This is a genomic window from Aquimarina sp. MMG015 (assembly GCF_018100855.1).
In the GTDB taxonomy this organism is placed as follows: Bacteria; Bacteroidota; Bacteroidia; order Flavobacteriales; family Flavobacteriaceae; genus Aquimarina; species Aquimarina latercula.
The window spans coordinates 90,105-105,600 of the sequence record NZ_JAGJEB010000008.1 but is presented as its reverse complement, the minus strand read 5'-3'; the positions used below and the strand labels follow the sequence as shown (position 1 = coordinate 105,600).

General features: G+C 33.7%; 7 protein-coding genes. All 7 read left to right on the top strand.

Going from position 1 to position 15,496, the window contains the following annotated elements; genetic code table 11:
• Positions 1–121 precede the first annotated feature (121 nt).
• On the top strand, positions 122–1,768 hold the full coding sequence (locus tag J8L88_RS16175; protein ID WP_027392845.1) for a solute:sodium symporter family transporter: 1,647 nt from the start codon (positions 122–124) through the stop codon (positions 1,766–1,768).
• Complete coding sequence (locus tag J8L88_RS16170; RefSeq protein WP_211061270.1) at positions 1,769–4,576, top strand: triple tyrosine motif-containing protein; 2,808 nt, start codon at positions 1,769–1,771, stop codon at positions 4,574–4,576.
• 254 nt (positions 4,577–4,830) lie between these two features.
• Positions 4,831–7,848: a TonB-dependent receptor gene (locus tag J8L88_RS16165; RefSeq protein ID WP_211061269.1), complete on the top strand. Its 3,018-nt coding sequence runs from the start codon at positions 4,831–4,833 to the stop codon at positions 7,846–7,848.
• A 14-nt stretch (positions 7,849–7,862) separates the two neighbouring features.
• The gene (locus J8L88_RS16160; protein WP_371813680.1) at positions 7,863–9,323 is read left to right on the top strand and encodes a RagB/SusD family nutrient uptake outer membrane protein; all 1,461 of its coding nucleotides are present in this window, start codon (positions 7,863–7,865) and stop codon (positions 9,321–9,323) included.
• A gap of 20 nt (positions 9,324–9,343) precedes the next feature.
• Positions 9,344–11,401: a hypothetical protein gene (locus J8L88_RS16155; RefSeq protein ID WP_211061267.1), complete on the top strand. Its 2,058-nt coding sequence runs from the start codon at positions 9,344–9,346 to the stop codon at positions 11,399–11,401.
• A gap of 46 nt (positions 11,402–11,447) precedes the next feature.
• Entirely contained in the window at positions 11,448–13,064 is a 1,617-nt protein-coding gene (locus tag J8L88_RS16150; protein ID WP_211061266.1) for a family 16 glycosylhydrolase, read from the top strand.
• A 106-nt stretch (positions 13,065–13,170) separates the two neighbouring features.
• Positions 13,171–15,495: a beta-glucosidase BglX gene (bglX, locus tag J8L88_RS16145; protein WP_211061265.1), complete on the top strand. Its 2,325-nt coding sequence runs from the start codon at positions 13,171–13,173 to the stop codon at positions 15,493–15,495.
• Position 15,496: the final 1 nt, after the last annotated feature.

Genomic DNA, 15,496 nt, shown 5'->3' with positions numbered 1-15,496 from the left:
TTTTATTGTTAATAAGACCTATACAAAAACTTTACATCCTTATTTTTTTAATATAATTCTTAATGGTATTGAATAATATCTGATATTTTTATGATTTTTAACAAATCATTAAAATTTTAATATGGGTATTATTTCTTTCGTAGGATTCACACTTTTAGTTGCTATTATATCTTATTTGGCTACAAGAAAAACCGATGAAACTTCTTCAGATGGTTATTTTTTGGGAGGACGTAGTTTGACTGCTGTAGTAATTGCGGGTTCCTTACTACTCACTAATTTATCCACAGAGCAGATTGTTGGGTTAAATGGTTCTTCATATACAGAAGGTATTTTAGTAATGGCTTGGGAGACATTGGCCGCCATTGCTATGGTAATCACTGCAATTTTTTTATTACCCAGATATTTAAAAGGAGGAATCACAACTGTACCACAATTTTTAGAAAGAAGATATGATACTACAACGAAAGCAATTACATCAGGTTTGTTTTTAACTGGTTATGTTGTAGTTTTTCTACCGATTGTATTGTATTCTGGTTCTTTAGCAATTAGTACTATGTTTGATGTCCCAGGATTATTAGGGGTTTCTAAAGAAACTTCTATCTGGATTTGTGTTATCGGTATTGGTGTGATAGGATCAATTTATGCAATCTTCGGGGGATTAAAGGCTGTAGCGGTATCTGATACAATAAATGCTGTTGGTTTACTAATAGGAGGTATTATGATTCCGGTTTTTGGTTTATTAGAAATTGGAGATGGTAGTATTTCAGAAGGTATTAATACATTGATGACTACAAACCCAGAAAAATTTAAGGTAATTGGAGATAGTGAATCTTCTATCCCTTTTGCAACAATATTTACCGGAATGATGTTGGTTCAATTGTTTTATTGGGGTACAAATCAAGCTATTATACAAAGAGCGTTAGGTGCTAAAAATCTTAAAGAAGGTCAAAAAGGTCTATTATTAGGTTCATTTCTAAAAATATTGGGTCCTATTATAGTTGTATTACCAGGTATTATAGCATTTCATCTTTTTAATGGAGAGTTAGAGGTTGCAGATGAGGCATATCCAACTTTAGTTAGTAGAGTATTACCAGTATCTTTAGTTGGTTTCTTTGCGGCAGTATTGTTTGGAGCAATTTTAAGTTCATTTAATAGTGCATTAAACAGTTCGGTTACTCTTTTTGGTCTTGATATCTACAAAGAATATATCAATAAGGAAGCAAGTGAAAAGCAAGTAGTAAAAGCTGGAAAAAGCTTTGGTGTTTTATTAGCAGTATTAGCTATGGCTGTGGCTCCATTTATAGCAAATGCTGGGAGTCTTTTTGATTATTTACAGGAGGTGAATGGAATTTATAGTATTCCTATTTTGACCATTATAGTTGTAGGGTACCTTACGAAAAAAGTACCTGCTATAGCTGGTAAAATTGGTATTATCTCCGGATCTGTATTATATATTTTGAGTCAATTTGTTATAAAACCAATACTTCAGGGTAACGCAGTAGATGCTGCAAAGGCTAATGGTATTACTGATTTATCTGAATTAAGTAGAGTGGAAGCATCTGCCTATCCTCATTTTTTACATGTAATGGCAATTCTTTTTGTAGTTAACATAATTATCATGTTAATTATTGGTAAATTGTATCCAAGAGAAGAAGCATATGAACAGCAATATACTAAGGAAGTAGATATTACTCCTTGGAAATACACAAAAATTGTAGGTGCTATAGTATGTTTAATTGTTATATCTACCTATATCTATTTTAAATAATTGAAATATATTAAAAAGACATTTTTATTTTTATCTCTATTTTTTTCGGCGATAATTATTGCCCAAGAATTACCGCCGATAGAAGTTTATTCTCCAGATGCTTATGGAGGAGAAACACAAAACTGGTCTATATCCCAAGCTGAGAATAAATATATTTATGTAGCGAATAATAAAGGTCTTTTAGAGTTTAATGGTGCCAACTGGGAATTGTACCCAACACCAAATGAAACCGTAATACGATCTGTAAAAGTTGTAGATCAGCGTGTTTATACAGGTTTCTATATGAACTTTGGATATTGGAAAAAGAATAATTTTGGCAAACTTGAATACAACTCACTTAGTGATACTATAAAAGAAAAGCTTATAGAAGATGAGCAGTTTTGGCATATAGTAAATCAGGGTGATTGGATACTATTTCAGTCCTTAGATAGGATTTACTTATACAATATTATTACAGAAGAAATTTCAATAATAGAGTCTAAATTAACTCTTACCAATATTTTTAATGTTAATGGTACAATCTATTATCATGATTTAAATAATGGGATCTATAAAATCGAAAAAGGACAGCCAATATTAGTAATAGATAGTGCTAAGGTAATAAGTGATAAGATTGTAAACATTTGGAAATCTAATAACAAGATTTTTGTACTTACAACCACAAAAGGTTTTTTTGAGTTTTCTAATGGAGAAGTTAGTAAATGGAATACAGAATCAGATGATCTATTAAACGACGCTACGGTTTATAGTAGTACAACACTTAAAGATGGCAGTATAGTCGTAGGCACAATATCTAATGGACTTATTTACCTATCTGATAAAGGTGAGGTTATTTATAAGGTTAATCAGAACAAAGGGTTAAATAACAATACGGTATTATCTTCTTTTGAAGATATGGATGGAAATATTTGGCTCGCTTTGGACAATGGAATTAATTGTCTGAATTTAAAATCACCTATACAGAGTTTTAATGATGATAAAGGGACAATTGGTACCGTATATACTACCATAGTTTTTAATGACTTATTGTATCTAGGAACTAATCAAGGGTTGTTTTACAAGAGATTAGGTAAGGATGAGCAATTTAAATTTGTCGAAGGTACGAACGGACAAGTCTGGAATCTTTTTAGCTATGATGATACATTGTTCTGTGGTCATGATTCGGGAACTTTTCAAATAGAAGAAGATAGTTCTCGTTTAATCTGTGCTATTGGTGGGACTTGGATTTTTCGAGTAGTTCCAGGACATCCTGATTGGTTGTTGCAAGGGCATTATGGAGGCCTTAGTATATTACAAAAACAAAATGATACATGGGGATTGAGACATAAAATAGAAGGGTTTGACTATTCTGCAAGGTTTTTAGAAATATATGAAGATCAATTATGGATCAATCATGAATACAAAGGACTTTTTAATTTAACACTGGATAAGAACTTTACAAAAGTGGAAAAAGTTGTAAAGGATACAACGGCCCCAAAAGGTAAAAACTCTAGTATTGCCAAGTATAAAAACAATATTTTCTATGCACATCAGAAAGGAGTGTTTTCTTATAATAAAGAAAAGAGAAAGTTTGAAGAAAACAATTTAATTAGCAAAGCTTTTGATATAGAAAAAAAAGGTATTGGAAAACTTGTAAAAGATAATAGAGGAGGACTTTGGAGTTTTGCTGAAGATGAATTGGATTATATTTTTCAAAGTCAATTTTCTGATAATTTAGATGTAATAAAAGTGCCTGTACCGTATGTCTTGAGAAAGGAAATGATAGGTTTTGAAAATATCCTTCATATAATAGATGATAAATACCTTTTAGGAACTACTTATGGATATATGATTTTGGATTTATCTAGAGTTCAGTCTAGAGAGCATCAGATTATTTTAGAAAAAGTTTTTGCAAAGAAAAAGACTACAGAATTCAAAGAAATCGATTTTCTAGATACATCTCCTGTTTTCGAATCTAATTTAAATACAGTTTCTTTTTCATATGCAATTCCCGAATATGATAAATACCTTATTTCAAAGTTTCAGTATAAGTTAGATGGTTTTTATGAAGACTGGAGTAGCTGGAGTACAAAAACCAACATTGTATTCGAGAATTTACCATTCGGAGAGTACACTTTTAAGGTTCGAGCTAAAATTGGGAATGATCTGAGCGATAATGTCTTACAGTATAAATTTACTATTGATAGGCCTTGGTATTTTTCTGTTTTAGCTATTATCATATATTCTGTTTTATTTTTGGTTTTATTGTTGATAATGCACAGAGCATACAAACGTTATTATTCAAAGCAAAGAGAAAAGTTGGTTGAAGAAAACAAAAAACAACTTGAGCTTAAGCAATTAGAGAGTGAAAGAGAAATAATGAAACTTAATAATGAAAAATTAACTCAGGATATAGATAGTAAAAATCGAGAGTTAGCTTCTTCTACAATGAATATTATTAAAAAGAACGAAATTCTTAATACTATTAAAAAAGAACTTCAGAAATCGGAGTCTGAGCGAGGTGGATTAAAAAATGTAGAACGAATCATTGATAGAAACTTAAATAATAAGGACGATTGGAATCATTTTGTAGAAGCTTTTAATAGTGTAGATAAAGATTTTCTGAAAAAACTTAAAGCAAAGCACGATAATTTAACTCCTCATGATTTAAGATTCTGTACCTATTTACGACTTAATTTATCTTCTAAGGAAATAGCACCATTGTTAAACATTTCTGTAAGAAGTGTGGAAATTAAGCGATATCGTTTAAGAAAAAAGCTAGAATTAGAGCATTCAGATAGTTTAGTGAACTACATCCTTGAAATTTAGGACTACAACATGTCTTTTTATCACCACAACATTACCTATACTCCAACGTTGTAGTGCTGTTACAGTAATACTTTCTTTACATTTTTTTAATAATTAAGAAACTATTATTACTTCCTGTTTTTATTGGGTTTTTCCGTAAAAAAGTTATTAATTTTTTAAGTATTCTAAAATACTGTATGTTTTTTGTTGTGGTTGGTTATTAACGATTTCTTAATGTTCGTCGGTAAATTTGAGTAAATCAAACGAAAACATTTATGAAAATTGCTTATTTCTTAATGGCTGTGTTTTTAACAACAGTTATTAATGCTCAGGAAATTCAGATCAGAGGAAACGTAAAAGATGCCAATGGACTAGAGTTACCAGGAGTGAATGTCATTGTTAAAAATACTTCTAACGGAGCAGTGACAGATTTTAATGGAAACTACAGTTTAAACAGTGTATCTGTTGGAAGTGTTGTATCCTTTTCATATGTAGGCTTTACTACTCAAGAAATTACAGTTGGTCAGAATCCTGTTATTAATATTATAATGGAGGAGGATAGTGAATCTCTAGAACAGGTCATTGTAATAGGATATGGAACACAAACTAAAAAAGAAATTACTGGAGCAGTTTCTGTTGTGGGAGCTGAAACTATTGAAGAATTAAATCCGGTACGAATAGAACAAGCACTGCAAGGGCAGGTAGCAGGTGTAAATGTCACATCACAATCTGGATCTCCCGGAAGTAGTTCTACGATATCCATCCGTGGAATATCTACAAATGGAGATAGTAGACCATTGATCTTGGTAGATGGAAATGTAATAGAGGATCTTAGTGTACTAAATCCAAATGATATAGAAAGTATTAATGTGCTTAAAGATGCTACCGCTGGTATTTATGGTGTGCGAGCGGCAAATGGTGTAATTCTTATTACAACGAAGTCAGGAGTTCGCAATACAGATTTAAAATTCGAAGTAGACTCTTATGCTGGTTTTCAGGAAACTACAAGAAGATTACCGGTACTTAACGCCACAGAATACGGTGTTATTATTAATGAGTCGTTTGCTGCTGGTGGGCAAACACCGCCATTTCCTAATTTTACCGTGTTAGGCGAGGGAACAGATTGGCAAGATGAAATTTTTAGAACAGCAGCAATTTCTAATATAAATCTTAATGTTTCTGGTGGTGGTGAAAACTCCACATATTCAGGAGGAGCTTCTTATTTGACACAGGATGGAATTGTAGGTGGATCAGATGCTAATTTTGAACGTTTTACAGGGAGATTAAATTACAGTTTAGATTTTGCTAAAAACTTTAAGTTCACAACTTCAGGGATTTTTACACAAACTAATAGGGAAACATTATTAGAAAATACGTTAGGATCTGTTTTGTTTAATGCTTTAAATATGGCTCCTACATTATCAGTTAGAGATGAAAATGGAGATTTTACTTTGGCAGAAGGTTTAGGAAATGAAGTGATTAATCCAATAGCGCAAATAGAAAATACGTTTAATAATACAAGAGTTAATCGAGTTGGAGCAACTTTTGGATTGAGATATAATTTTCTAAGCAATTTTACAGCAGAATCAAGGTTTCAGTTTAATTATTCAGAAGTTGATGGTAAAGTCTTTTCTCCAGAAGTGTTTTACGGATCAGGAAAAGTGTTTAATGTAGATAGAAGTAGTGTTACAGAGTTTAAAAATTTCTTTAGAGATTTTACTTGGGATAATTTTCTGAAATATGAAAAAGTATTTGCTGATGATCACGATGTAAAAGTATTATTAGGAATGTCTGTTTTTAAAACAACGGGAACATTTACGGGTTTTACCGGTTTCGATATTATTGATAATTCATATGATAATGCTAATATTTCGCAAGCATCGGACGTAGTCGATAATTTTCAGAATGGAGGAAACACTTTCGATAGTAGGTTACTATCGTATTTCACAAGATTACAATATGGTTATAAGGGGAAGTACCTACTTTCTGCTGTAATTAGAAGAGATGGATCTACAAAGTTTGGACCCAAAAACAAGTTTGGATATTTTCCTTCTGCTTCAGTCGGTTGGGTAGTATCAGACGAGTCATTCTTGAATAATAGTAGTTGGCTAAATTTCTTGAAACTTAGAGGAAGTTATGGGGTTATTGGAAATGATAGAATAGGTGATTTTGGATTTGTTTCATTATTAAACGGAGAAGGAGCTTATGTAATTGATGATGAATTAATAATAGGTACTGCCATTGGGCAATTATCAAATCCAGAAATTAAATGGGAACAACAAAAGACTTTGGATATAGGGTTTGATACAAGGCTGTTTAATAATAAAATTGATATTACATTTGATTATTTCAAAAAAAGAACAGAAGATTTACTAGTTGTTGCACCTGTTTCAGGAATTTTAGGAGTTTCGGCACCGGGATCAGCTCCACCAATCATTAATGCTGGTATCGTAGAGAATAAGGGATATGAGTTTCTAATAAGTTATAATGATCAATTTTCAGAAGATTTTAAGTTCAACATAAGTTTTAATCTTACGACTTTAGATAATGAAGTAGTATCAGTAAATAGCGAAAATAGTTTCATTGCTGGTGGTTCTTTTGGAGTAGGTCAAGATCCTCCTTCAAGAATGGAAGCGGGTAAACCGATAGGTTATTTTTATGGACTCCAAACAGATGGAATTTTTCAGAATCAATCAGAAGTAGATGCTCACGCAACGCAAGCAAATGCTGCTCCAGGTGATCTTAGATACGTTGATGTAAATGGAGATGGAGAAATTAATTCTGATGATAGAACGGATATTGGAAATCCTATTCCAGATGCTACTATGGGTCTAAATGTTGGTTTTGAGTACAAGAATTTTGACTTTACAACATATGCATTCGCTTCGGTAGGGAATGATATTGTTAGGAATTATGAAAGAAATCAACCTCTGGTAAATAGAAGTAATGCATTTTTAAATCGCTGGACTGGCGAAGGAACTACGAATTCATTTCCAAGAATAACGACAGGTGCTAATTCTAATAGTTTGTTTTCTAGTTTTTATGTAGAAGATGGTTCGTATATCCGAATTCAAAACGTACAGTTAGGGTATACATTTTCAGGACAATATATGACTCCGATAGGAATAGACAAATTTAGAATATATGCATCCGTAAATAATTTATACACATTTACAGAGTATCAAGGATATGATCCTGCAGCATCTTCTGGTGCTCCGATTGGTGGAGGTATCGATCAAGGGTTTTATCCAGTACCAAGAACATATTTATTAGGTGTAAATCTTAAATTTTAATCAAGATGAAAAAGATGAAAAATAATATCAAATTGGTAGTAGTCTTTTTAGCACTATTTACTATAATTTTTTCCTGTAGCGACGATTTTGTAGATGTAGCCTCAGAGGATGAAAATTCAGAAGACTTTTTTAATAGCGAAGAAGATTATCAAAACGCATTGATAGGAGCTTATGATCTATTACAGTCTACTTATATCAATGTAATGTTAGGAGAGATTGCATCTGATAATACATTGGCTGGTGGAGAAAGCGCATCAGATACACCTGGTATACAGGAAATAGATGACATGATGCACACACCTGTTAATGCACAACTTAGAGATATATGGAGTTGGATGTATGCAGGAGTTAATCGAGCGAACTATATTATGGAGTTTCAGGATAAAACTGATTTTTCTGGAAAAGATGAAGTGATTGCTCAGACCCGATTTTTAAGAGCATATTATTATTTTGAATTAGTTAAATGGTTTGGAGATGTACCATTGGCAATAGACAAAAGAATTTTATTTGGAGAAGAAACAGGTATAGATAGATCTGCTAAAGAAGATGTATATGCACTGATAGAGGAAGATTTACAATTCGCAGCTGATAATTTACCAGTAACACAAGCAGAAACTGGAAGAGTAACTCAAGGAGCAGCAAGAGCGCTTTTAGGTAAGGTATATTTATTTCAAGATAAATTTACGGAAGCGGCAGATGTGTTAGATCTTGTGATTGCAGGACCTTACGATTTAGTGACTGATTACAATACAATTTTTGAGCAAGAAGGAGAAAATAATATTGAATCCGTTTTCGAAGTACAATATACAGATGTAGAAGGTGCTGGTTTTGGTTGTTTACAATGTAGTGAAGGTAATGTAGCTGTTGGTTTTAATGGAATCAGAAATTATTCGGGACCATTATTTGATTCAGGTTTTAGCTTTAATGTACCTACTCAAGAAGTTGTAGATGCATTTGAAGTTGGAGATATTAGACTAGATGTAGCTATTTTGGATATAGATGCTTGGGCTGCAGCTCAAGGAGCAACTTTTTCTATAGGTTTTGAACATACTGGATATTTTAATAGAAAATATATTGCTCGTCAAGGAGATCTTAATACCGGAGATGCTAACCTTACTAATCCTAATAATTATCGGGCAATTAGATTTGCAGATGTTTTGCTAATGGCAGCAGAAGCACACAATCGAAAATCACCTAGTAATGATGGTCAGGCGCAAACATACCTTAATAGAGTAAGAACTAGAGCTCAATTACCTGATGTTACTGTAACAGGAACTGCCTTAGCAGATGCAATTTATCAAGAACGACGAGTAGAATTGGTAGGAGAAGGACATCATTTTTTCGATTTAGTAAGAACAGGTAGAGCTGCAGCCGAAATAGATGGTTTCGTTATAGGAAAACACGAAGTATTTCCTATTCCTTTAATAGAAATTCAATTGGCCGGAAATAGATGGGAACAAAATCCAGGATACTAAAAATAAAAAATTAGAAGAAGATGAAATTTTTAAAATCATTATTAATTATAATTATTCTAGCGGCTGGTTTTAACAGTTGTAAAGAAGATGATGTTTCATATGCCTTTGAAGGTATATCAGCACCAACAGAGGTAAATGCAGTTTTTGATATTACGCAAGATGATACGGGACTCGTTTCCGTAACACCAAGTGGTGAAGCTACTTCGTCATTTGAGATCTATTTTGGAGACGTTGATAATGAAGAACCAACCATAATATCTCCAGGAAGTACCGCAGAACATATTTATGGAGAAGGTACTTTTACGGCAAGAGTTGTTGCCGTTGGAGCGACCGGACTTACTAGTGAGTTCTCTCAGCTTTTAACAATCTCATTTAGAGCACCAGAAAACTTAGAAATAACATTAGATCAAGATACAGTAAACCCTGCCATAGTTAGGGTGAGTGCGAACGCCGATTTTGCAATGTTGTTTGATGTGTATTTTGGAGATGTAGAAAATGAAGAACCAACAATTATAATGCCTGGTGAAATATTGGAGCATACTTATGAAAGTCCTGGTGATTATACAGTTAGAGTGGTTGCTCGAGGAGCAGGTGTTGCAACAACAGAAGCTACACAAGTAGTGACTATTACCGAAGCAAATGATCCAGTTACATTGCCAGTAGATTTCGAGTCATTTACAGTAAATTATGGGTTTACCAGTTTTGGAGATGCTTCTTCACAAGTGATAGATAATCCAAATCAAGCAGGTTTAAATACAAGTGCAAGAGTTGGACAAACTATAAAACCTTCTGGAGCGCAAGTATTTGCAGGTTCTTTTTTACAGTTAGAAAACCCAATAGATTTCTCCAGTAATAAATTGTTTAAGGTAAAAGTGTTTTCTCCAAAAAGCGGAATAACAATAAAATTGAAAGTTGAAAATATTTCTGATGGAAATATAGCGCACGAAGTAGATGTAACTAATACCGTAGCCAATGATTGGGAAGAATTAGAGTTTGATTTCAGTGCAATAGATACTAATAATGAGTATCAAAAAGTAGTAATCTTTTTTGATTTTGATGTTGCAGGAGACGATTCAGAATACTTATTTGATGATATAGAATTAACAAGTTCTGTTATGGCTAGTATTGAAGGAGTATGGAAATTAGCCCCAGAAGCTGGAGCTTTAGGTGTAGGACCAGCACCTGGTGATACTAGTTGGTTTGCTTGCGACGATGCATGCGTTACAGAAAGAGCGTGTTATTATGATGATTTATATGTTTTCGATACAGATGGTAGTTTTAGCAATGTACTTACAGGCGAAACTTGGATTGAAGGATGGCAAGGAGGAAGTGATGCTTGTGGTACTCCGGTTGCACCATATGATGGGAATGCCATTGCTACATATAACTATGATCAAGCAGCAGGTACATTAACAATTAATGGAGAAGGAGCTTATGTAGGATTGCCAAAAGCAAATAATCAGGGAGAACTTCCTAATGTTGCAGTTCCTAGTTCAATTACTTATGACGTTTCATTTATTGATAATAATACGATTAGTGTTATTGTAGAGTCTGGTTCAGGAGTATTTTGGCAGTATAGATTAGTTAGAGAAACATACTCAACGCCAATTGAAGGAGTTTGGAAACTTGCCCCAGAAGCAGGAGCTTTAGGTGTAGGTCCAACACCAGGAGATACCAGTTGGTTCGCTTGCGATGATGCCTGTGTTGCAGAAAGAGCTTGTTATTATAATGATCTCTACGTTTTCAGTTCTGATGGTACTTTTGGCAACGTGTTAAATGGTGAATCTTGGATTGAAGGATGGCAAGGAGGAAGTGATGCATGTGGTACACCAGTTGCTCCTCACGATGGATCCAATGCAGCAAGCTATATTTATGATGAAACAGCAGGAACATTAACAGTAAATGGAGATGGAGCATATATTGGTTTGGCAAAAGCAAATAACCAAGGAGAGTTACCTAATGTAGCTGTACCGAGCACTATTACATATAGTATAGCATTTATAGACACAAATACGATATCAGTTATTGTCGAAGCGGGTTCTGGAGTATTCTGGCAATATAGACTAATACGTCTTTAAAATTTATAAGACTAAAAGGTAAAATTGAAGACTAAAAATGATTTAAATGATACAGATATATAAAAAAACATTGCTCTTTATAATTTTAGCAACATTTTTCAGTTGTCAGGATGATGATGCAGAATTAGGAACAATTCTACCGCCATCAAATCTACAGATTGATGCGGTTATAGAGGATGGGCAAACGGGTAATGTTACAATTACTCCACAAGCAGACGATGCACTTAATTTTCATATTTTCTTTACTCAAAATGGAGACCCATTAGTGGCACAACCAGGAGAATCGCAAACGTTTAGATATACACAATCTGGACAATATTCGGTTTTTATTACGGTAGTTGCTTTTGGTACAGGAGGTACATCTTCTTCTCAAACAATTGAACTAGATTTAGATGTGCGATTGTTTATAGATCAAGCAACACTCCAGATGATTGGTGGGGATGGTAGTAAAAGATGGATTTGGGATAGTAGTGTTGGTGGACATTTCGGTGTTGGACCGACTACCAATGATTTTCCAGAATTCTTTAGTGCTTCTCCTAATCAATTAGACCCTTGCATATATGATGATGTACTTGTTTTTAGTTATGATGCTAATGATAATTATAGTTTTGAGCTAATCACGGGTGACGCCAATCAAACTTTTATGAACTGGGCAGAAGTAACTAGATTTTTTCCAAATGATACACCAACGCAGTTTGTAGATGAGTGTAGAGATATTACAGATCAGATTGCAACAAATACTAGTTTTGTGATTTTTGAAAACGAAGAAGGAACAAGAATAATTAGTGTAGAGAATAGTACATTATCTTACTGGTCTGGCGCTATGGAATATCAAGTGTTAGAACTTACTGCGGATAAACTTAGTGTTAGAGGTATTCAGGAAGTTTCAAGTGATTTTGGAGGAGGTCAATTAGCTTGGTATCATACATTTGTACCAGAAGATTCTGGGACAGATGATATAGCAGAACCTCCTTTTGATACATTAGTTTGGGCGGATGAATTCGATACAAATGGTGCTCCAAATACAGCAAATTGGACATATGATCTAGGCACTGGAGATAATGGCTGGGGTAATGGAGAATCACAATCGTATACAAATGATGCTAGTAATGTAATTGTAGAAGATGGATTGCTTAAAATAACGGCAAGAGCAGAAAATGGAGGATATACTTCTGCACGAATTAAAACTCAGGATTTATTTTCATTTACTTATGGTAAAGTAGATGTTCGTGCTAAATTACCAACAGGAGGAGGTACTTGGCCAGCTATATGGATGTTAGGCTCAAATATTACAGAAGTTGGATGGCCTAATTGTGGAGAAATTGATATAATGGAACATGTTGGTAACAATCAAGACGTAGTATCCAGCGCACTTCATTTCCCCGGAAATAATGGAGGTAATGCAATTTTTGAAGAAACCAATATTGCAGGTGCTTCTACAGATTTTCATGTATATAGTGTAGAATGGTCATCATCGGAAATTGTGTTTTCTATTGATGGTAATCCATATCACACGTTTCCTTATGCTAATAATTTGCCATTTTATAATAATGACTTCTTTATGATACTTAATGTAGCAATGGGAGGAACTTTTGGAGGAGCCATAGATCCTGCATTTACAGAGTCTACTATGGAAATTGATTATGTAAGAGTTTATCAATAGATATACACTTAGTTTTAAATTGTTTTTAGCAGGAAGGTTATTTACCACAGATAGCCTTCCTCATTAACATTAATAATGCTTAAATAAAATTTTTAGATTGTTTATAATGAAAAAGAGTGATTTCATATTTGTTAGTATCCTTTGTAGTTTGTTTTTAGTGAGTTGCAATTCTTCCTCGGAGAAACCCGAAGGTATTACTACTAATACAACAATCGTTTCGGACGGTTTAGATAGTAAAATAGAAGCAAAAGTAGATTCACTTCTTGCTATTATGACCTTAGAAGAAAAGATTGGTCAGATGAATCAATATAACGGTTTTTGGGATTTAACGGGACCACAACCTAAGGAAGGAATAGCTGCTAAAAAATATGAACACTTACGAAAAGGTTGGGTAGGCTCTATGTTAAATGTTAGAGGAGTTGAAGATGTAAGGAAAGTACAAAAAATAGCCGTAGAAGAATCAAGATTAGGAATTCCTCTTATTATAGGGTTTGATGTTATACACGGATATAAAACAATGAGTCCGATTCCCTTGGCAGAATCAGCAAGCTGGGATATGGAAGCGATTAGAAAATCTGCTGAGGTAGCAGCTTTGGAAGCTTCTGCAGCTGGAATTAATTGGACTTTTGCACCAATGTTGGATATATCTAGAGATGCCAGATGGGGAAGAGTTATGGAAGGTGGAGGAGAAGATCCTTTTTTAGGTTCTAAAATTGGGGTAGCTAGAATAAAAGGCTTTCAAGGTGAAGATTTATCAGATAATTATACAATTGCAGCTTGTGCAAAACATTTTGCAGGATATGGTTTTTCTGAATCTGGAAGAGATTATAATACCGTAGATGTGGGAACTTCTACCTTAAACAATATGATTTTTCCTCCCTTTGTAGCTGCAAATAAAGTAGGAGTAAAAACGTTTATGAATTCGTTTAATGTGCTTAATGGTATACCTGCAACAGGGAATAAAATGTTACAGAGAGATATTCTTAAAGGGGATTGGAATTTTAATGGTTTTATAGTTTCAGATTGGGGTTCGATTACAGAAATGATAGCTCACGGATATGCAAAAGACGGTAAAAGTGCCGCAGAAATGGCAGCTAATGCGGGATCAGATATGGATATGGAATCCTATTTATATGTAGAACATTTAGCTGACTTAGTTAAAGAAGGAAAAGTAAAAGAATATTTGATAGAGGATTCGGCAAGAAGAATTCTTAGAGTAAAATATGAACTTGGTTTATTTGATGATCCCTATAAATATTGTGATGCGAATAGAGAGAAAACAATTTTAGGAAGTAAAGAAAATCATGAGGCAGTACTTGATGTTGCTAAAAAATCCATTGTATTACTTAAAAATGATAATAAATTACTTCCACTAAAAAAGGAAGGACAGAAAATAGCTTTAATTGGAGCTTTAGCAGAAGATAAAAATAGCCCATTAGGAAGTTGGAGAATTGCCGCAGATGATAATACAGCTGTTTCTGTTTTAGAAGGAATGAGACAATATAAAGGCAATACATTAGTGTATGCCAAAGGAGCTGATGTTTCTTTAGGAAATACGGCATTTGTAACGGAAACTAAAATTAATACTACAGACAAAAGTGAGTTTGGAAAAGCAATTAAGGTTGCAGCGCAGTCTGACGTAGTGGTAATGGTTTTAGGCGAAGTTGGTTTCCAAAGTGGAGAAGGCAGAAGTAGAACAGAACTTGATCTACCTGGCGTACAACAAGATCTTTTAGAAGAAATTTATAAAGTCAATAAGAATATCGTTTTAGTTTTAAACAACGGGAGACCATTGGCTATAACTTGGGCAGACGAACATATTCCCGCTATCGTCGAGGCTTGGCACCTTGGATCACAGAGCGGAAACGCGATAGCTCAGGTTTTATATGGAGAGTATAATCCTAGCGGAAAATTACCGATGTCATTTCCTCGAAATGTAGGTCAAGTACCGATTTATTATAATCATAAAAGTACAGGTCGACCCGTAGAACCAGCTCCTGATATTGTTTTTTGGTCACATTATTCGGATCAAGAGAACACTCCGTTATATGCATTTGGTCACGGATTAAGTTATACTAGTTTTGAGTATAGTAATTTTAAGATAGATGCACAAGACATTTCGGTTAACACTCCAAAAATTAAAGTGTCTATTGATGTAACTAATTCAGGTGATTATGAAGGAAAAGAAGTGGTGCAATTATATATTAAAGATCTTTTTGCAAGCGTTACAAGACCAATAAAAGAATTGAAAGGTTTTGAAATGACTTCTTTAAAACCAGGGGAAACTAAAACAATTAATTTTGAATTGAACGCTGAGACCTTGGGGTTTTATGATAATGATAATAATTGGATTGTAGAAAAAGGAGGGTTTGAAGTCTATATAGGTGGAAGCTCTGATAAAACTATTAAATCAACTTTTGAATTAAAGTAAA